The organism is Curtobacterium sp. NPDC089991, from assembly GCF_044748425.1.
Taxonomy (GTDB): Bacteria; Actinomycetota; Actinomycetes; order Actinomycetales; family Microbacteriaceae; genus Curtobacterium.
In genome coordinates, this window is record NZ_JBIVGB010000007.1 from 87,683 (window position 1) to 106,533 (window position 18,851).

17 protein-coding genes and 2 tRNA genes are annotated in these 18,851 nt (G+C 67.4%); 13 read left to right on the top strand and 6 right to left on the bottom strand.

Annotated elements, in window-relative coordinates; translation table 11 throughout:
- Window positions 1-7 precede the first annotated feature (7 nt).
- The 3 genes from yidD to rpmH are packed head-to-tail and all read right to left on the bottom strand — an operon-like array spanning window position 8 to window position 920.
- On the bottom strand, window positions 8-388 hold the full coding sequence (gene yidD / locus ACIPV1_RS17510) for a membrane protein insertion efficiency factor YidD (RefSeq protein WP_165901008.1): 381 nt from the start codon (window positions 386-388) through the stop codon (window positions 8-10).
- Entirely contained in the window at window positions 385-735 is a 351-nt protein-coding gene (gene rnpA / locus ACIPV1_RS17515; RefSeq protein WP_123937122.1) for a ribonuclease P protein component, read from the bottom strand. The genes yidD and rnpA overlap by 4 nt, the downstream gene beginning before the upstream one ends.
- Before the next feature lie 47 nt (window positions 736-782).
- On the bottom strand, window positions 783-920 hold the full coding sequence (gene rpmH, locus ACIPV1_RS17520) for a 50S ribosomal protein L34 (RefSeq protein ID WP_022889115.1): 138 nt from the start codon (window positions 918-920) through the stop codon (window positions 783-785).
- A gap of 518 nt (window positions 921-1,438) precedes the next feature.
- On the opposite strand from rpmH, the gene dnaA reads away from it, so the two are divergent.
- The 10 genes from dnaA (at window position 1,439) to ACIPV1_RS17570 (ending at window position 12,735) form a co-directional block, all read left to right on the top strand.
- A complete protein-coding gene (gene dnaA / locus ACIPV1_RS17525; RefSeq protein ID WP_111083682.1) occupies window positions 1,439-2,893 on the top strand; it encodes a chromosomal replication initiator protein DnaA in 1,455 nt (484 codons plus the stop codon).
- A gap of 407 nt (window positions 2,894-3,300) precedes the next feature.
- Window positions 3,301-4,446: a DNA polymerase III subunit beta gene (gene dnaN / locus ACIPV1_RS17530; protein ID WP_111083683.1), complete on the top strand. Its 1,146-nt coding sequence runs from the start codon at window positions 3,301-3,303 to the stop codon at window positions 4,444-4,446.
- A gap of 70 nt (window positions 4,447-4,516) precedes the next feature.
- Window positions 4,517-5,404 carry a phosphogluconate dehydrogenase (NAD(+)-dependent, decarboxylating) gene (gnd, locus tag ACIPV1_RS17535; RefSeq protein WP_123292939.1) on the top strand — a complete coding sequence of 296 codons (888 nt, stop codon included), beginning with the start codon at window positions 4,517-4,519 and terminating at the stop codon, window positions 5,402-5,404.
- A 31-nt stretch (window positions 5,405-5,435) separates the two neighbouring features.
- Window positions 5,436-6,626 (top strand): DNA replication/repair protein RecF, encoded by a 1,191-nt coding sequence (recF, locus tag ACIPV1_RS17540; protein ID WP_402726929.1) that lies wholly within the window; start codon window positions 5,436-5,438, stop codon window positions 6,624-6,626.
- On the top strand, window positions 6,626-7,126 hold the full coding sequence (locus ACIPV1_RS17545) for a DUF721 domain-containing protein (protein WP_111083686.1): 501 nt from the start codon (window positions 6,626-6,628) through the stop codon (window positions 7,124-7,126). Before recF ends, ACIPV1_RS17545 begins: the two co-directional genes overlap by 1 nt.
- A 133-nt stretch (window positions 7,127-7,259) precedes the next feature.
- Window positions 7,260-9,263 carry a DNA topoisomerase (ATP-hydrolyzing) subunit B gene (gene gyrB / locus ACIPV1_RS17550; RefSeq protein ID WP_402726930.1) on the top strand — a complete coding sequence of 668 codons (2,004 nt, stop codon included), beginning with the start codon at window positions 7,260-7,262 and terminating at the stop codon, window positions 9,261-9,263.
- Between the two features lie 134 nt (window positions 9,264-9,397).
- Window positions 9,398-12,055: a DNA gyrase subunit A gene (gene gyrA, locus ACIPV1_RS17555; protein WP_216834274.1), complete on the top strand. Its 2,658-nt coding sequence runs from the start codon at window positions 9,398-9,400 to the stop codon at window positions 12,053-12,055.
- Window positions 12,048-12,455 carry a DUF3566 domain-containing protein gene (locus ACIPV1_RS17560; protein ID WP_027466922.1) on the top strand — a complete coding sequence of 136 codons (408 nt, stop codon included), beginning with the start codon at window positions 12,048-12,050 and terminating at the stop codon, window positions 12,453-12,455. The genes gyrA and ACIPV1_RS17560 overlap by 8 nt, the downstream gene beginning before the upstream one ends.
- A gap of 75 nt (window positions 12,456-12,530) precedes the next feature.
- Window positions 12,531-12,607 (top strand) — tRNA-Ile (locus tag ACIPV1_RS17565).
- 55 nt (window positions 12,608-12,662) lie between these two features.
- Window positions 12,663-12,735: transfer RNA gene (locus tag ACIPV1_RS17570), tRNA-Ala, on the top strand.
- Between the two features lie 369 nt (window positions 12,736-13,104).
- Here the strand turns inward: ACIPV1_RS17570 and ACIPV1_RS17575 are convergent.
- Entirely contained in the window at window positions 13,105-13,680 is a 576-nt protein-coding gene (locus ACIPV1_RS17575; protein ID WP_111083687.1) for a hypothetical protein, read from the bottom strand.
- A gap of 116 nt (window positions 13,681-13,796) precedes the next feature.
- Here ACIPV1_RS17575 and ACIPV1_RS17580 point away from each other — a divergent pair, with 116 nt between their 5' ends.
- A complete protein-coding gene (locus tag ACIPV1_RS17580) occupies window positions 13,797-14,336 on the top strand; it encodes a peptidylprolyl isomerase (protein ID WP_111083688.1) in 540 nt (179 codons plus the stop codon).
- A gap of 7 nt (window positions 14,337-14,343) precedes the next feature.
- The gene (locus ACIPV1_RS17585; protein ID WP_402726931.1) at window positions 14,344-15,198 is read left to right on the top strand and encodes a rhomboid family intramembrane serine protease; all 855 of its coding nucleotides are present in this window, start codon (window positions 14,344-14,346) and stop codon (window positions 15,196-15,198) included.
- Window positions 15,199-15,707: 509 nt separating this feature from the next.
- Here the strand turns inward: ACIPV1_RS17585 and ACIPV1_RS17590 are convergent.
- Entirely contained in the window at window positions 15,708-15,962 is a 255-nt protein-coding gene (locus ACIPV1_RS17590) for a cell division protein CrgA (protein ID WP_123292935.1), read from the bottom strand.
- A gap of 81 nt (window positions 15,963-16,043) precedes the next feature.
- Here ACIPV1_RS17590 and ACIPV1_RS17595 point away from each other — a divergent pair, with 81 nt between their 5' ends.
- Window positions 16,044-16,688, top strand: coding sequence for an anthranilate synthase component II (locus ACIPV1_RS17595; RefSeq protein ID WP_402726932.1), 645 nt, complete (start codon window positions 16,044-16,046; stop codon window positions 16,686-16,688).
- 212 nt (window positions 16,689-16,900) lie between these two features.
- Here ACIPV1_RS17595 and pknB read toward each other — a convergent pair whose 3' ends face one another.
- Window positions 16,901-18,721: a Stk1 family PASTA domain-containing Ser/Thr kinase gene (gene pknB / locus ACIPV1_RS17600; RefSeq protein ID WP_131845192.1), complete on the bottom strand. Its 1,821-nt coding sequence runs from the start codon at window positions 18,719-18,721 to the stop codon at window positions 16,901-16,903.
- Between the last annotated feature and the right edge of the window lie 130 nt (window positions 18,722-18,851).

Sequence of the window (18,851 nt, forward strand, 5' to 3'; positions counted from 1 at the left end):
GGGACGGCTACGCCTTTCGAGTGCGCTGGGGGAGCAGGACCGGCCGGGCCGTTCCGACCGCGGGGTGCGGCTGCTGCGGGATCGGCGCGAGGACGAACCCGAACCGGTTGACGACGAACGGGCGACGACGTTCCGTGACGTCGTCGATCCCGCCTGCAGCCCAGGGGTTGCAGCGAGCGATGCGCCAGGCGCCCATCGCGGATCCGCGGACGACGCCGTACTGCTGGATCGCTTCGAGGGCGTACCGGGAGCACGACGGGTGGTACCGGCAGACGTTGCCGTACAACGGGGAGATCACTGCACGGTAGGCGCGGAGCACGACGACGCAAGCGTTGCGTGGGAGCAACGCGGCGACCCAGGCCAGCCGGGTCCACAGGGTGCGGTTCATGCTGCCTTCTCCACCCCGCGCGCGAAGGAGCGCACGACGTCTTCGAGCAGGGTAGGCCATCCGGCCTGCGATGCGGCTGGCAGTGCGCGCACCACCACGTCGTACCCCACGGGGGAGTCGGCGAGGATGCCGTGCGCGATCGCCTTGAGCCGCCGCCTGATCAGGTTCCGGGTCACGGCGTTGCCCACCGTCTTGGCGACGATGAACCCGAACCGCGACGGTCCGGTGGGGTCCGTCGAGCGACGGACCACGGACACGACGACGTGCGCCGTGGCGCTCTTGCGACCACGACGCACGACGTTCCGGTAGTCGTCCCCGCGGACGATGCGGTTGGCGCTGGCCAACACTGCGATGCCGGGGTCAGACCGAGGACCGGATCAGGCGGTGAGCCTGATCAGGCCGAGAGCTCGGTGCGGCCCTTGGCGCGACGCGCCGACAGGATGGCGCGGCCGGCACGCGTCCGCATGCGGAGGCGGAAGCCGTGCTTCTTGGCGCGGCGACGGTTGTTCGGCTGGAAGGTGCGCTTGCTCATGATCTCTCCACACGGCTGCTCGCGGCGAGCCGTCACGTATGTATGTGTCATCGCTCGGTGTCGAACGACGCAGATGGGCGCGACCAATCGGCCGCAGTCAACTGGTTAACGGTACGTGACAGCAGCGAGCAGGTCAAACGCCGATCGGGCCGGCCTCGGTGCCGGAGGCGTCGAGGACACCGCTGCGGTCCATTCTCCACATTGGGGACAACTTCCGTTCGGTGCCACCCGGCCCGGTCCTTTACAGTGGGGTCATCGATCGGCCCCGCGCCCCGGTACGACAGGGAAGTACTCCTGTCCGACGGATCCGGGCGGTCGTGGACAACACTGTGGACAACCCTGTGGGAACACGCGCGGTACGAGGCGTCGACGAAGCCCCCGAGACCCCGACGAACCGCCGGCGCACGACACGGTCCGCTGAGCGCCACACCCCGCGGCACTCCGGCACGTCCGACCCCAGCAGGACGCACCCCGGTCCGGCACCGAACGCACGACACACACCTGGAGACGAGCGCGACATGACGATGCCGGCCGACCCCGTCGAGGACCTCTGGTCATCCGTACTCGGAATCCTCAGCGAAGACCCCCGCATCACGCCGCAGCTCCACGGGTTCCTCAACCTGGTCGAACCGAAGGGCGTCCTCGCCGGCACCCTGTACCTCGAGGTCCCCAACGACCTGACCCGCGGCATGCTCGAGCAGCGGATCCGCATCCCGATCACCGAGGCCGTCGCCCGCATCGGTGACGACTCTGTCGCGAACTTCGCCATCACGGTGAACCCGGACATGGCGTCCGAGCCGCGCGTCGACCCGAACGTGCCGGAGTACGCCGAGCCCGTCCAGGAAGCAGTGGAGCAGAGCGCTGCACCCCGCCAGTACATCGAGGCGCCCTTCGTCCCGAGCCAGATCGACTCCCCGGGCACCAGCGGCCGACCCGAGTCGCGCCTCAACCCGAAGTACAACTTCGACAACTTCGTCATCGGCTCGTCGAACCGGTTCGCGCACGCGGCGGCAGTCGCCGTCGCCGAGGCGCCGGCGAAGGCCTACAACCCGCTCTTCATCTACGGCGACTCCGGGCTGGGCAAGACCCACCTGCTCCACGCCATCGGGCACTACGCCGAGAGCCTCTACCCGGGGATCCGCGTCCGGTACGTGTCGAGCGAGGAGTTCACCAACGACTTCATCAACTCGATCGCGAACAACCGCTCGAACCAGTTCCAGCAGCGCTACCGCGACATCGACATCCTGCTGATCGACGACATCCAGTTCCTGCAGGGGAAGGACTCCACGCAGGAGGCCTTCTTCCACACGTTCAACACGCTGCACGACCACAACAAGCAGGTCGTCATCACGTCCGACGTCGCACCGAAGCACCTGACCGGCTTCGAGGACCGCATGCGGTCGCGCTTCGAGTGGGGTCTGATCACGGACGTGCAGGCGCCCGAGCTCGAGACGCGCATCGCGATCCTCCGCAAGAAGGCGCAGTCCGACCACCTGCAGGTGCCGGACGACATCCTCGAGTTCATGGCCTCGAAGGTGTCGAGCAACATCCGGGAGCTCGAGGGGACGCTCATCCGCGTCACGGCGTTCGCGAGCCTGAACCGGACGGCCGTCGACATGGCCCTGGTGCAGACCGTCCTCAAGGACCTGATCACCCTCGACGAGGACAACGTCGTCGCGCCGACGGACATCATCAACCACACCGCGGAGTACTTCAAGCTCTCCGTCGACGACCTGTACGGCTCATCCCGTTCGCAGGCGATCGCCACCGCGCGACAGATCGCGATGTACCTGTGCCGCGAGCTCACGAGCCTGTCGCTCCCGAAGATCGGGCAGCTGTTCGGCAATCGCGACCACACCACGGTCATGTACGCGAACAAGAAGATCACCGAGCTCATGAAGGAGCGGCGGTCGATCTACAACCAGGTCACCGAGCTCACGAGCCGCATCAAACAGGACCGCCGCTACCGCTGAGATCGGTACGTCTCCGGGCGCGTCCACCATCTGAGACGGTTCCATGGGCCGGAGTTCTCACAGTGTGGATAGCCTGTGGATAACTGTGGAGGACACGCCGCCCGGTTGTTCACAGCGAGGGGGCCACCTGTGGAAACTGGGGATGGAAGTGGATAGATGAGATTCATTCATCCCGACGTCGCCCACAGCCCGCCCACAAGTCACAACGGTGTAGTTCCCTACGGCCGAGCGGCATGCACAGGGTTATCCACAGTGTGCACAGGCGTTAACACCATTACTCCTGGTTAACGATCCATCTCCGCGGGACAACCTTGTGGACGGCGGGATGACAAGAAATCCGGCCCACGTCCGCCTGTGCCAGAATGGGGCGGCCGGACAGTCCAAGCCGATCGACAGGGGTTCCAGCTGTGAAGTTCGAGGTCAACCGGGACGTCTTCTCCGAAGCCGTCTCCTTCGCGGTGAAACTCCTCCCACAGCGCACGACCCTCCCGATCCTGTCGGGCGTCCTGATCCACGCCGACGGCGATCGTTTGACGCTCTCGTCGTTCGACTACGAGGTCTCGGCGCAGACGTCCATCTCAGCGCAGATCGACGACCCGGGCACGGTCCTGGTCAGCGGTCGCCTGCTGAACGACATCGCGAGCCGACTGCCGAACGCCCCGGTGACCTTCACGACCGAGGACTCCAAGATCTCGGTCTCCTGCGGATCGGCGCACTTCACGCTGCTGTCCATGCCGGTCGAGGAGTACCCGACGCTGCCCGAGATCGGTCCGCAGACCGGTGTCATCCCCGGCGATGCCTTCTCCGAGGCCGTGTCGCAGGTCGCCGTCGCCGCGAGCCGCGACGACGTCACCCCCGTCATCACCGGTGTCCAGCTCGAGGTCGGTGACAACGACCTGTCGCTCATCGCCACGGACCGGTACCGCGTGGCCGTCCGCACCATCGCGTGGGACTCCGGCCGCGTCGGCTCGGACCCGCTGCACGCCCTCGTCCCCGCCCGCACCCTGCAGGAGGTCGGTCGCACCTTCGGGTCTGCGTCCACCGTCTCCGTCTCGATCAGCGGCAACTCGGACCGCGAGCTCATCGCGTTCCACGCCGACGACAAGACGGTCACCTCCCTGCTCATCAAGGGCAACTACCCGCCGGTCCGCCGGCTCTTCCCCGAGAACGTCAACGACCACGCGGTGATCAACACCGCGGAACTGGTCGAAGCCGTCCGACGGGTCTCACTCGTCCTGGAGCGCGAAGCAGCGCTCCGGTTCTCCTTCACGGTCGACGGGCTCACGCTCGAGGCGATCGGATCCGAACAAGCGCAGGCGTCAGAGTCGATCAGTGCGTTGCTGACCGGAGAGGAAACGGTGGTCTCGCTGAAGCCCGCCTTCCTCCTCGACGGACTGAACGCGGTGCACTCCGAGTTCGTCCGCATCTCCTTCACCAAGACGGAGAACCCCAACAAGCCGGGCCCGGTGCTGATCACCGGCCAGACTTCGCAAGAGGCTGCTGCGACCGATGGATACCGGTACCTGCTGCAGCCCAACCTGCTGCTGCGATAGGCGCAACAGGAACACTGCGCTGACGCACCACCCGCGGACGCAGCGCGACGACGAAACAGAAGAGGAAATCATGCACATCGGTCTTGTCGGCCTTGGTCGCATGGGCAACAACATGCGTGCCCGTCTCCGCAACGCAGGGATCGAGGTCACCGGTTACGACGCGAACCCCGCCGTCTCCGACGTCGCGAGCCTCGCAGACCTGGCGGGCGCTCTGCCCGAGGGTCAGCGACTCGTCTGGGTGATGGTGCCGCACGGCAAGATCACCGACGACGTCATCACCGAGCTCGCCGGCGTCCTGAACGAGGGCGACCTCGTCATCGACGGTGGCAACTCGAAGTGGCTCGACGACACCACGCACGCCGAGCAGCTCGGTGCACGCGGCATCCGCTACATGGACGCCGGTGTCTCCGGCGGCGTGTGGGGCAAGGACAACGGCTACGGCCTCATGGTCGGCGGTGACGTCAAGGACGTCGAGTTCGCCATGCCGGTCTTCGACGCACTGCGCCCCGAGGGCCCCCGCGAAGAGGGCTTCTCGCACGCCGGTCCGATCGGCGCGGGGCACTACGCCAAGATGGTCCACAACGGCATCGAGTACGCGATCATGCAGGCCTACGGCGAGGGCTACGAGCTCCTCGAGGCCAAGGACCTGATCACCGACGTCCCCGCCGTGTTCGCCGGGTGGCAGCGCGGAACGGTCGTCCGTTCCTGGCTGCTCGACCTCATGGTCCTGGCCCTGAACGAAGACCCGAAGCTCGACGAGCTCGAGGGCTACGTCGAGGACTCGGGCGAGGGACGCTGGACGCTGGAAGAGGGCATCGAGCTCGCCGTTCCGATGCCGGCGCTGTCGGCGTCGATCTTCGCGCGCTTCGTCTCGCGTCAGGGCAGCGCGTCCCCGACGATGAAGGCCGTCGCGGCGCTCCGCAACCAGTTCGGCGGTCACGCCGTCAAGAAGTCCTAGGACCACCCGGGGAAACCCGGACTCGGCCCGCGTGCACGTCGACCATCTCCAACTCACCGACTTCCGGAACTACCGGGAGGCGGACGTCGACCTCGCACGCGGGCCGAACCTGTTCGTCGGGCGGAACGGGCAGGGCAAGACCAACCTGGTCGAGGCGATCGGGTACCTGTCGACGCTCGGTTCGCACCGGGTCCCGACGGATGCCGCGCTCGTCCGCCAGGGTTGCGACGCGGCGATCGTCCGGGCCCGACTGGCACACGAAGATCGCAGCATCCTCGCCGAGGTGCAGATCAACCGCACCGGAGCGAACCGTGCGCAGGTGAACCGGTCGGCGATCAAGCCGCGTGAACTCCCGCGCTACTGCACCTCCGTCCTCTTCGCTCCCGAGGACCTCGCCGTGGTCCGTGGCGAACCGGCCGGTCGCCGACGCATGCTCGACGAACTGCTCGGCCAGATCGCGCCGCGGATGCAGGGGGTCCTGGCCGACTACGACCGCACGCTCCGCCAGCGGAACACCCTGCTCAAGTCGGCCCGTGCCACCGGCGCCAAGGCCAACGCGCTGTCGACGCTCGACGTCTGGGACGACCGCCTCGTCGGACTCGGTGCCGAGATCGTCGCCGCGCGCGACCACCTGACCCGCCGGCTCGCACCGTTCGTCGCCGAGGCGTACGCCACCGTCGCGGGCGAGGACCACGATGCCTCGATCGCCGGTGTGCTCTCGATCCGTGGCGGTGACCCGGAGGCCGCCGCTGCGACGGACCCGGTCCTCGGCACCCCCGACGAGCCGGTGAGCGTGACCGCTGCAGCCGAGGCGTTCGCAGCTGCCCTCGAGCGGCGTCGTCGCGACGAGCTCGACCGCGGGTTGACCCTCGTCGGGCCGCACCGGGACGACATCCTGTTCCAGCTCAACGGGTTACCTGCCCGCGGGTACGCCAGTCACGGGGAGTCCTGGTCCTTCGCGCTCGCGATCCAGCTGGCGAGCGCGTCGATCCTGCGGGCGGAGTCGAACCTCGGTGACCCGATCATCATCCTCGACGACGTGTTCGCCGAACTCGACGAATCCCGGCGCGAACGCCTCGGGAACGCGGTGGCCGACTACGAGCAGGTCCTCATCACGGCCGCGGTGTTCGGCGACGTCCCCTCCCAGCTGGCCGCGCACACGGTGCGGATCGAGGCGGGCACGATCGTGACCGACGCGACCCCGCCGGAAGCCGACGCCTGATGCCCCGCCCGTGGAAGCCGACCGAGCCGTCGCGGCTGTACCGGCACCTCCGTGCCGTCTTCGGCGACCCCTCGAAGCGCGGGGTCGACGCCCGCCGCCGTCGTTCCCGCGAGTTCGACGCCGACACCGTCCCCTATGGCCGCGGTCGTGAACCCCGAGGGCTCGGCGACGTCGTCGGATCCCTGGCCAACGAGCTCGGGTGGACCGAACCCCTGGCCCGCTCGGAGCTGTTCGTGGACTGGCCGAGCGTCGTCGGTGAGGAACTCGCAAAGCACTCCACCCCGGTCACCATCGACGACGGTGCGCTGGTCATCCGGTGTGACTCGACGGCCTGGGCGACGCAGCTCCGTCTCATGCGGGCCAGCGTCACGACGACCATCGCCGAGCGGCACCCGGAAGCCGGGGTCGAGTCGATCCGGGTTTCGGGGCCGGACGTCCCCACCTGGAAACGCGGCCCCAGGACGGTCCAGGGGCGCGGTCCTCGCGACACCTACGGTTGAGCCGACGAAATCATCCTGTGGTGCCAAAAAAGCCCGCCTGTGGGCCGGATGAGCCCTCGAAAGAGGGGCCTCTGCGGTAGACTGGGAGGTGCAGTGCGCGGGCGTTCCGCGCGCAGGCAGGAGCACGCTCGACATGGCATCAGAATCTGAAGACGACCCGCAGAACCCGCTCGATGCGGAGACCCCGCAGAGCGAACCGTCCTACGGAGCAGACCAGATTCAGGTGCTCGAGGGGCTCGAGGCGGTCCGCAAGCGTCCCGGTATGTACATCGGTTCGACGGGGCCCCGCGGTCTGCACCACCTGGTCCAGGAGATCGTCGACAACTCCGTCGACGAAGCCCTCGCCGGGTACTGCGACACCATCGACGTCACCATCCGTGAAGACGGCGGTGTCCGCGTGGTCGACAACGGCCGTGGCATCCCGGTCGGCATCCACGCGGCCGAAGGCGTCTCGACCGTCCAGGTCGTCCTGACCGTCCTGCACGCCGGCGGCAAGTTCGGCGGCGGCGCGTACGCGGTGTCCGGTGGTCTGCACGGTGTCGGTTCCTCCGTCGTGAACGCGCTGAGCTCCGAGCTCGACGTCGAGGTCCGACAGCAGGGCCACGTCTGGCGCCAGAGCTACACCGACGGCGTCCCGGTCGCACCGCTGACCAAGGACGAACCGTCCAACGAGCACGGCACCACGATCACCTTCTGGCCGAACGCCGAGATCTTCGAGACCGTCGTCTTCGACTACGAGACCCTGCGCACCCGGTTCCAGCAGATGGCCTTCCTCAACAAGGGCCTGCGGATCAACCTGCGCGACGAGCGCACCCCGGAAGAAGGGGAAGAGGCGCGGAACGACTCCTTCATGTACGAGCGCGGTCTCGCCGACTACGTCGAGTACATCAACGCGCAGAAGAAGGCCGACCTCGTCCACCCGGACGTCATCGGCTTCGAGTCCGAGGACACCGAGCGCAAGATCGCGCTCGAGGTCGCGATGCAGTGGAACACCTCGTACCAGGAGAGCGTCCACACCTTCGCGAACACGATCAACACGCACGAGGGCGGCACCCACGAAGAGGGCTTCCGCGCGGCGCTGACGTACCTGGTGAACAAGTACGCGCGCGAGACGAAGATCATCAAGGAGAAGGACGACAACCTGACGGGTGACGACATCCGTGAAGGGTTGACGGCCGTCATCTCCGTGAAGCTCGGCGAGCCGCAGTTCGAGGGCCAGACGAAGACGAAGCTCGGCAACACCGAGGCGAAGGGCTTCGTGCAGCGCGTCGTCGGCGCCGAGCTCACCCACTGGTTCGAGAGCAACCCGACCCAGGCCCGCGACGTCGTCCGCAAGGCGATCCAGGCGTCGCAGGCGCGGCTCGCGGCCCGCAAGGCCCGCGAGACCACGCGTCGCAAGGGGCTGCTCGAGTCGGGTGGCATGCCCGGCAAACTGAAGGACTGCCAGTCGAAGGACCCGACCCTGTCGGAGATCTTCATGGTCGAGGGCGACTCCGCCGGCGGTTCCGCGGTGCAGGGCCGCAACCCGATGACCCAGGCGATCCTGCCCCTGCGCGGCAAGATCCTGAACGTCGAGAAGGCGCGGCTCGACCGCGCGCTCGCCAACCAGGAGATCCAGTCGATGATCACGGCGTTCGGCGCCGGCATCGGTGAGGACTTCGACCCGGACAAGGCCCGGTACCACAAGATCGTGCTGATGGCCGATGCCGACGTCGACGGCCAGCACATCACCACGCTGCTGCTGACCCTGCTGTTCCGCTACATGCGGCCGCTCATCGAGCGCGGTTACGTGTACCTCGCGCAGCCGCCGCTGTACCGCCTCAAGTGGTCGAACGCGGCGCACGAGTACGTGTTCAGCGACCGGGAGCGCGACGCCCTGATGCAGTCGGGCATCGCCGCCGGCAAGCGGATCCCGAAGGACAACGGCATCCAGCGCTACAAGGGCCTCGGCGAGATGGACTACAAGGAGCTCTGGGACACCACGATGAACCCGGACACCCGCACGCTCCTGCAGGTCACGCTCGAGGACGCCGCCGCGGTGGACAGCACCTTCTCGACGCTGATGGGTGAAGACGTCGACGCACGTCGCCAGTTCATCCAGCAGAACGCCAAGGACGTCCGCTTCTTGGACATCTGAACAGACTCGACATCTCGACCCTGGCCTGGAGGCGCGGTGCCAGCCGCGTGCTCTGGTCCGGACCACTTGTGGTCGCGTCCACCGCGACGAACGTCACCACGGCCTCCCGGCCGTCAGAAAGGTAACGCAAGCCAATGGCTGACGACAACGAGAACGCCCCCGACGAGCAGCCCGAGATCGTCCACGGCGACAGCGGGGACATCGTCGTCTCCGGTGACCGCATCTCGCAGGTCGACCTGCAGCTCGAGATGCAGCGTTCCTACCTCGACTACGCGATGTCGGTCATCGTCGGCCGTGCGCTGCCCGAGGTCCGTGACGGCCTGAAGCCGGTGCACCGCCGCGTGATCTACGCGATGTTCGACGGCGGCTACCGTCCGGACCGCGCGTTCTCGAAGTGCTCCCGCGTCGTCGGCGACGTCATGGGGCAGTTCCACCCGCACGGCGACTCGGCGATCTACGACGCGCTGGTCCGTCTGGTGCAGCCGTGGTCGCTGCGCTACCCGCTCGCACTCGGTCAGGGCAACTTCGGCTCGCCGGGCAACGACGGCGCAGCAGCCCCGCGGTACACCGAGACCAAGATGGCGCCGCTCGCCATGGAGATGGTCCGGGACATCGACGAGGACACCGTCGACTTCCAGGACAACTACGACGGTCGGACCCAGGAGCCCGCGATCCTGCCGGCACGGTTCCCGAACCTGCTCGTCAACGGCTCGGTCGGCATCGCGGTCGGCATGGCGACGAACATCCCGCCGCACAACCTGCGCGAGGTGGCCGAGGGCGCGAAGTGGGCCCTGGACAACCCTGAGGCGACGCGCGAAGAGCTCCTCGCCGCGCTCATGCAGCGCATCAAGGGGCCGGACTTCCCGACCGGTGCGCAGATCCTGGGCACCAAGGGCATCCAGGACGCCTACCTCACCGGTCGTGGCTCGATCACGATGCGCGCCGTCGTCAACGTCGAGGAGATCCAGGGTCGCACCTGCCTCGTCGTCACCGAGCTGCCGTACCAGGTCAACCCGGACAACCTCGCGATCAAGATCGCCGACCTGGTCAAGGACGGCAAGCTCGCCGGCGTCGCGGACATCCGCGACGAGACCTCGGGTCGCACCGGCCAGCGCCTGGTGATCGTGCTCAAGCGCGACGCCGTCGCCAAGGTCGTGCTGAACAACCTGTACAAGCACACGCAGCTGCAGGAGAACTTCGGCGCGAACATGCTCGCGATCGTCGACGGTGTCCCGCGGACCCTGCCGCTCGACGGGTTCATCTCGGCGTGGGTCGCGCACCAGGTCGACGTCATCGTCCGCCGCACCCAGTTCCGACTGCGCGAGGCCGAGAAGCGCGCGCACATCCTGCGCGGCTACCTCGCAGCGCTCGACGCCCTCGACGAGGTCATCGCGCTCATCCGTCGGTCGCCCGACGTCGAAGAGGCCCGCTCCGGCCTGATGGACCTGCTGTCCGTCGACGAGATCCAGGCGCGCGCGATCCTCGAGCTCCAGCTCCGTCGACTGGCCGCCCTCGAGCGCCAGAAGATCCACGACGAGGCCGAAGAACTCGAGCGCAAGATCGCCGACTTCCAGGACATCCTGGCGTCGGAGACCCGGCAGCGCACGATCATCCGCGACGAGCTCGAGGAGATCGTCGACCGCTTCGGCGACGACCGGCGCACCGAGATCATGCTCGGCTACGACGGCGACATGTCGATGGAAGACCTCATCCCCGAAGAGGAGATGGTCGTCACCATCACCCGCGGTGGGTACGTCAAGCGCACGCGCAGCGACCAGTACCGCTCGCAGCACCGCGGTGGCCGGGGTGTCCGTGGCGCCCAGCTCCGTGCGGACGACATCGTCGAGCACTTCTTCGTCACGACGACGCACCACTGGCTGCTGTTCCTCACCGACCAGGGCCGGGTCTACCGCGCCAAGGCGTACGAGCTGCAGGAAGCCGGCCGCGACGCCAAGGGCCAGCACGTGGCGAACCTGCTCGCGATGCAGCCGGACGAGCAGATCCAGCAGGTGCTCGACATCCGTGACTACGAGGTCGCGCAGTACCTCGTCCTCGCGACCGAGCACGGGCTGGTGAAGAAGACCGCGCTCACCGAGTACGACACCAACCGCACCGGTGGCATCATCGCGATCAACCTGCGCGACGGCGACAAGCTCCGGCAGGCGTTGCTCGTCGACGAGCACGACGACCTGCTGCTCGTCTCACGACAGGGCATGTCGCTCCGCTTTACCGCGACGAACGACACCCTGCGGCCGATGGGTCGGTCGACCTCCGGCGTGAAGGGCATGTCCTTCCGCGACGGCGACTCGCTCCTGGCCGCACGCGTGGTGGCGGACGACGGCTTCGTCTGGGTGATGACCGAGGGCGGGTACGCCAAGCGCACCGCCGTCGACCAGTACCGCATCCAGGGACGCGGTGGTCTCGGCATCAAGGTGGCCAAGTTGGCGACCGACCGAGGCGACCTTGTGGGTGCTCTCATCGTCGGTGAGGACGACGAAGTGCTCGTCGTGCTGCAATCGGGCAAGGTGGTAAGGTCTGCCGTGGCCGAGGTCCCTGCCAAGGGTCGCGACACCATGGGTGTCGTCTTCGCCAGGTTCGCGGCGAACGACAAGATCATCGCAGTGGCCCAGAACACCGAGCGGAACCTGGTCGACCAGGACGACGCCGAGATCGAGCCAGCGGGCCCGGTGGAGACGGTCAGCCCTTCCGAAGCGGCCCCGGACTCCACTGATCCCATCGACACCGAGCCCGTCGCGGACGAGGCCGGAGAGGACCAGTCAAGCAATGAGTAGTGTCGCCGAGAAGCTCCAGAAGAAGGCGAAGCGACCCGTCGGCACCCGCCAAGTGCGGCTGCGGTTGGTCTACGTCGACTTCTGGTCGATGGTGAAGCTCAGCTTCCTCATCGCCCTGGCCGGCAGCATCGTGATCGTGGTCGCCACGGCGCTGGTGTGGGTCATCCTCAACCAGACGGGCGTGTTCACGCAGGTGGACGCCTTGTTGAAGGACGTCACCGGTCAGAACAGTTACTCGATCATGGACCAGTTCTCACTGGGTCAGGTACTCGGGTTCTCCATCGTCGTGGGCATCCTCAACGTGGTCGTCGGCACCGTGCTCGGCGCCATCGTGAGCGTCCTCTACAACCTCAGTGTTCGCATCACCGGCGGCTTGCTCGTCGGCTTCACGAACAACTGACACACCCGGGCCGGGGGAGCCGACCGCTCGATTTCGTTCTGCGAGATCCGTGGGGTAGGCTTTCATCCGGTCTGAGGGGCTATAGCTCAGGCGGTTAGAGCGCTTCGCTGATAACGAAGAGGTCCAAGGTTCAAGTCCTTGTAGCCCCACCAGTTCTTCGGAACACACGACAATTCCATCCCGTCGCCGATCACCTCGGTGGCACCCGGGGCCTTAGCTCAGTTGGTAGAGCGCCTGCTTTGCAAGCAGGATGTCGGGAGTTCGATTCTCCCAGGCTCCACTCCACTCCGGGATGACCCTGCTGCGGTCGTTCCTTCCTCTGCCGGATCGATTCGCCGTGCTGGTCTCGTGCCTTCGGCACGGGCCGCTCCGCGATGGCCGTCTCCGTGCGACATCGTGCGTTCGTCGTCGGGCGGCGTCGTCGTGGGTGCTCGGTCCGGGCGGGTGCCGGTGCGCCGAGGTTCCGAGATCTCGGCATCTCGGGCGCTCCAGGGGACGGCCGTGGAACCTCGGCGGCTGGCGTGCGGCATGTCGTGGAACCTCGGCGTCGGCCGGCCGGCCAGTCAGTCGGGGCCTCGTCGCAGCCAGCACCCGGGAACGACGAAGGGCCCCGGCGGAGTGCCGGGGCCCTTCGTACGAACCGTGGAGGTCAGGCGGCAGGCTTCTCCGCCGTGTCAGCGTCGTCGGCAACCCACAGGTCGTCGTCGGCGCGGAGCGTCTGGTACGCGGCGTACGCAGCACCAGCAACGGCGACGACGCCGACGATGATGAGTGCGACACCACCGAAGCCGATGCCCTTCTTCTGCTGCGACGGCACGTACTTCACAGCAGCCTTCTTGGCCTTCTTGCCCTTCTTCTGGGCGTTTTTCACGATCTTCTTGACCCGGGGGTCCTTCGCGAGGTCGGTCACGCTCAGCACGGAGCCAGCGGTCGACACCAGTCCGGGGATGACCTCGGACTGGAACTTGTGCGAAGCGTTCTGTGCTGCGGACGTCGCAGCGTGGACTCCGGTCGCGACCGCGGGACGGATCCCGTTGTCGATCGCGTTCTGCACACGAGGGGCGATGTCCTTGCGGGCTGCGTCGGCTGCGTTCGACCGGGCTTCCGCCAGGATCGCGTTCGCGTGCTCGAGGACCTTGCGCTGCTCTCCGAGGAGCGAGGCGGTCTGGCCCTTGAGCTTCTTGATCTGCTTCCGACGCTTGCGCGGGATCTCGATCGTCGTCATCTGGTACCTCCATCGGATCGGCGTGAGCCCATCCTGCCACCAGAGTCCCTGACAGGTCACGGAGCCTCACCTGTGGGTCCGGTCCGTACGCAGCCGGTACATGCGAGAATCGGAACATGTCTCTGCACACCGCTGTCGCAACGATCCACACCAACAAGGGCGACATCCGCGTCAACCTGTTCGGCAACCACGCACCGAAGACCGTCAAGAACTTCGTCGACCTCGCCACGGGCAAGCAGGAGTGGACCCACCCGGGTACGGGCAAGGTCTCCACCGACAAGCTCTACGACGGCGTCGTCTTCCACCGCATCATCAAGGACTTCATGATCCAGGGTGGTGACCCGCTCGGCCAGGGCATCGGCGGCCCGGGGTACCGCTTCGACGACGAGATCTCCCCGGAGCTCACGTTCCAGAACCCCTACATCTTCGCCATGGCCAACGCCGGCATCCAGGGCGGGCGTGGCACCAACGGCTCGCAGTTCTTCATCACCACGGTGGCGACGCCGTGGCTGCAGGGCAAGCACACCATCTTCGGTGAGGTCGCCGACGACGAGTCGCGTGCCGTGGTCGACGCCATCGAGGGTGTCCCCACCGACGGCCGTGACAAGCCCGTCGAGGACGTGGTCATCCAGAGCATCGACGTCGAAGGCGTCTGATCCACACGTGACCGACCAGGCGTACAACCCGAACAACACCTGCTACCGGCATCCGGACCGGCAGAGCTTCGTGCTCTGCCAGCGCTGTGGGCGGACGATCTGCCCGGAGTGCCAGACGCCGGCGGCAGTCGGGGTGCACTGCCCGGAGTGCGTGCGTGAACAGCGCGCACAGTTCGCAGCGAACCGTCGCGCGTCCGGAGCCCCCAGTGGGCTGACGGTCGCGCGACGGCGCTTCGCGATGCTCGACCAGAAGGCGACGGTCGTCATCGTGGCGATCACGGTCGCCATCTGGCTGCTGGACCAGGTGAGTGGCCGGTTCTTCACCAGCCTGCTGGCCTACAACTCGTTCCTCTTGCCCACACAGCCGTGGCGAGTCGTCACCTCCCTGTTCGTGCACTCGGGGATCTTCCACATCCTGTTCAACATGTGGGCGCTGTGGATCTTCGGTCGGATGCTCGAGAACATGCTCGGCACCTGGCGATTCGTCGCGCTGTACTTCATCACGGGGATCTTCGGCTCGATGCTCGTGACGTTCCTCGCTCCCGGAACGACCGTCGTCGGCGCTTCCGGAGCGATCTTCGGGCTCTTCGCGGCGTTCTTCGTGCTGCAGCGGAGCCTCGGGCAGAACGCGGTGCAGCTCCTCGTGATCATGGGGCTCAACCTGGTCGTCGGGTTCCTCCCGGGGATCAACATCTCGTGGCAGGCGCACGTCGGTGGGATCATCGGCGGCTTCCTGGTGGGCTTCGTGTTCGCCAAGACCCGGAACGTCCGGCAGCGGCCGCTGCAGATCGGCCTGCTCGCCGCCACCGCCTTGGTGGGTATCGTGCTAACCGCAGTCGGGTACGCGGTCACCATCGGCTGACCCGACCCGGACACACGTCCACCGAACGCCCCGTCGCTTCCGCGGCGGGGCGTTCGTCGTTCCGAGACATCCCTGCGCCCAGCCCGTCGTGCGGCCGCTCTCCCGCGGAAGCGACAGTCTGCCGCCGACCTTTCGGCGAGGTCTGACGCTTTCGCAGACAGGACGGCGCAGCCAGCCGCACATTCGTGGCGCGACCGAACGGCGGACGGGAGGCACGGTGCCAGGCCGCCACGGGCCTCCAGTCCGCCGTCCACAAGGCGTCCGCAGAGTTATCCACAGGTGTGGAGAAACCGGTGAGTTACACGCGTGTGATTATCCCCATTGTGGACTCAGCTGTGGATAACTCCGGGGTCGGGGTGTGGATGACGATGTGGAGAGTGTGGAGAAGTGTGGAGAACCGCCCGGATCCTCGATGATCTGGGGACGAGCGGCAGCAAGTCCTGTGGAGAACGACAACGCCCGCCGCACCAAGTGGTGCGACGGGCGTCGGAGTATCTCGGGGCTGCGGATCAGCGCCAGCGGGTGGTCATGAGGAAGCCGATGAACATGATGCCGAAGCCGACCAGGATGTTCCACGAGCCGAGGCTCGGCACCGGCAGGGTCGCGTTCGAAATGTAGAAGACGATCACCCAGACGAGGCCGATGAGCATGAAGCCGAACATGACCGGCTTGAACCACACCGGGTTCGGGGCGTCCCCCGCGGTGTCGACCGAGTCGGCTCGGGTCCTCCGGGCGGGCTTGGTGCGGTCCTTGTCACTGGCCATGGCCGGTATCCTACCGTGACCACGTGTGTGGATCGGCCCGCAGACCGCTGCACACATCCCCCACGAGTACGGTGAACCGCCATGACCAGGATCCTCGTCGTCGACAACTACGACAGCTTCGTCTACACGCTGAACGGGTACGTCCAGCAGCTCGGAGCCGAGACGGACGTGGTGCGCAACGACGCCTTCCCCGAGTCGGAGATCGCGGACCGCATCGCCGACTACGACGGCATCCTGCTGTCGCCCGGCCCAGGCACCCCGGCCGACGCCGGCGTCTCGATCCCCACGGTGCACGCGGCGATCGCGTCCGGCACCCCCCTGCTCGGGGTCTGCCTCGGCCACCAGGCGATCGCAGAAGCCCTCGGCGCCACGGTCACGCACGCCGACGAACTCATGCACGGCAAGACCTCGCAGGTCGACCACGACGACAGCACGCTCTTCGCCGGAGTGCCGCACCCGTTCACGGCAACGCGGTACCACTCCCTCGCGATCGTCGACGGCACGGTGCCCGACGAGCTCACCGTCACGGCCCGGACCGGCGGCGGTGTCATCATGGGTGTCCAGCACCGCGACCACCCGCTGTACGGGGTGCAGTTCCACCCCGAGTCGGTCCTGACCGAGGGCGGCTACCGCATGGTCGGCAACTGGCTCGAGACCACCGGCCTCTCCGGGGCCGCCGAGCGCGCCGACGGGCTCGGCCCGCTCATCGCGACGCACCGCGCCTGACTCGTCGGAGCGCTCTGGACGGCGTCGCGCGTCGACGCGCTTGGAGCAGTGGACGCGACGACCTGGCGGGCCCGCGGACGCGTGGCGGGGGTGCGCCGGGCCTCCTGGCCGTCAGCGCGCCGACGGGAGGCCCGTCACCGGTCCGTCAGGCCACACGAGTGTGCGTGTGGTCGGCGCGACGGCCGCGGTGGCGTCGTTCCTGATCGGGACGGTCAGCGACCGTCGCCGTTGTCGCCGCCGGTGTCCCCGTTGTCTCCACCGGTGTCCCCGTTGTCGCCCTTGTCGTTCCCGTTGTCGGACGACGGGGCGTGGGTCGGCTGGCTCGACGCGGCGCAGTAGGTCAGGGCGACGGCACTGCCCTGGGCGACATCGCCCTGCGGGGTGTCCTGCTGCGTCACGAGGCCACCCGTGCACGAGTACGACGGCGACGGCGTCACGGTGAGGCCGAGCTGCTCGAGCGACGCCTTCGCCTCGGAGAACTGCTGGTTCGTGACGTTCGGCAGCTGCACCTTGCCGTTGGACACCGTGAGGTTGATCACGATGCCCTTGGTGTGGAGCGAACCGGACTCGGGGTCGGAACTCATCACGGTGCCCTCTGGCACGTCGGACGAGTAGTCGGAACTGATCGCGCCGACGCGGAAGCCGGCATCGTCCAGTGCCTGCTGTGCCGCTGCCTGGGACTGCCCGTTCAGCTCGGGGACCGGGACCCGCTCGGGGCCGAGGGAGACGACCACGTTGACGCTGGACTTCCGGCCCACGTTGATGCCGGAGCCCGGGTCGGTGCGGATGACCGTCCCCTTGTCGACCGAGTCGGAGTTCTCCTCGACCTTGACCGCCGTCAGGTCCTTCTTCTCGAGCGCGGTGGACGCGGCGCTGAAGGTCGACCCGGTGACGTTCGGCACGCTCACGGACGACGACACCGGCGGTTTGCCCGGCTGCAGGTTCGCGACGAAGAACACGACCCCGACGATGACCGCGACCGTCAGCAGGATGCCGACCCAGATCCACGCCACCGGCGGACGGTTCTGCGTGCGCTGCGGGCGGTGCTCCGCGGTGTCGTCGTCGAGCTCGCGGAACGCCGCGGCGGGGTTCGACGTGGTGCGCGGGTCGACCCCGAACAGCACCGTCGAGGCGTCGTTCGCCGCGTTCTGCTGGATCTTCTTGGTGGATGCCGGAACTCGGCCCGCAGCGGCCTGCTGCAGGTCCGAGCGGAACTCGGCGGCGTTCTGGAAGCGGCGCGTGCGGTCCTTGACCAGGGCGTGCAGGGTCACGGCATCGAGTGCCGGGGACACCTCTGGTGTGATCGACGACGGGGCGACGGGCTGCTCGCTGACGTGCTGGTAGGCCACCGCCACCGGGGTGTCACCGAGGAAGGGCGCGCGGCCGGTGAGCAGCTCGAACAGCACGACACCGGTGGAGTAGATGTCCGTACGGGCGTCGACGGTCTCGCCACGGGCCTGCTCCGGCGAGAAGTACGACGCAGTGCCGAGGATCGACGTGGTCTGCGCGACCGTGGCGGAGGTGTCGGTGATGGCTCGGGCGATGCCGAAGTCCATGACCTTGACCTGGCCGCTGTGCGTGACCATGACGTTGGCGGGCTTGATGTCGCGGTGCACGACGCCGGCGCGGTGGGAGTACTCGAGCGCGGTGAGGATGCCCTCGGTGATGCGGACGGCCTCGGCCGGAGCGACGGCGCCCTCGGCGATGATGTCGGAGAGCGGGCGGCCCTCGACGTACTCCATCACGATGAAGGGGACCTGCACCTCGGCGCCCGAGGTCTCGGTCACGGTCTCTTCGCCGGCATCGTACACGCGGACGACCGTCGGGTGCGCCATGCGAGCAGCGGCCTGGGCTTCCTGCCGGAATCGGGTGCGGAACGCCGGGTCGTTGGCCAGGCTCGGCTTCAGGAGCTTCACCGCGACCTTGCGACCGAGACGGGTGTCGTTGCCGAGGTGCACGGTTGCCATGCCGCCTCGGCCGATGACATCACCGATCTCGTAACGGTTGGCGAGGAGGGTGATCCCCGCGGTCACACCTTCTGGCACGTACTCCTCCGTCTGTCCGTCCGGGCTAGTGTACGGCAGCACCACCTGGTGAGACGCTGGTCAGGGAGGGGTCGACCGAACCGTTACCGAACGGTGTCGACAGTCCCCGTCCGGGGGT

Coding starts and splice junctions, on each gene's coding strand:
- yidD (WP_165901008.1), bottom strand. CDS start 388: ATGAACCGCACCCTGTGGACCCGGCTGGCCTGGGTCGCCGCGTTGCTC.
- rpmH (WP_022889115.1), bottom strand. CDS start 920: ATGAGCAAGCGCACCTTCCAGCCGAACAACCGTCGCCGCGCCAAGAAG.
- dnaA (WP_111083682.1), top strand. CDS start 1,439: ATGACGATGCCGGCCGACCCCGTCGAGGACCTCTGGTCATCCGTACTC.
- gnd (WP_123292939.1), top strand. CDS start 4,517: ATGCACATCGGTCTTGTCGGCCTTGGTCGCATGGGCAACAACATGCGT.
- ACIPV1_RS17545 (WP_111083686.1), top strand. CDS start 6,626: ATGCCCCGCCCGTGGAAGCCGACCGAGCCGTCGCGGCTGTACCGGCAC.
- gyrB (WP_402726930.1), top strand. CDS start 7,260: ATGGCATCAGAATCTGAAGACGACCCGCAGAACCCGCTCGATGCGGAG.
- gyrA (WP_216834274.1), top strand. CDS start 9,398: ATGGCTGACGACAACGAGAACGCCCCCGACGAGCAGCCCGAGATCGTC.
- ACIPV1_RS17560 (WP_027466922.1), top strand. CDS start 12,048: ATGAGTAGTGTCGCCGAGAAGCTCCAGAAGAAGGCGAAGCGACCCGTC.
- ACIPV1_RS17575 (WP_111083687.1), bottom strand. CDS start 13,680: ATGACGACGATCGAGATCCCGCGCAAGCGTCGGAAGCAGATCAAGAAG.
- ACIPV1_RS17580 (WP_111083688.1), top strand. CDS start 13,797: ATGTCTCTGCACACCGCTGTCGCAACGATCCACACCAACAAGGGCGAC.
- ACIPV1_RS17590 (WP_123292935.1), bottom strand. CDS start 15,962: ATGGCCAGTGACAAGGACCGCACCAAGCCCGCCCGGAGGACCCGAGCC.
- ACIPV1_RS17595 (WP_402726932.1), top strand. CDS start 16,044: ATGACCAGGATCCTCGTCGTCGACAACTACGACAGCTTCGTCTACACG.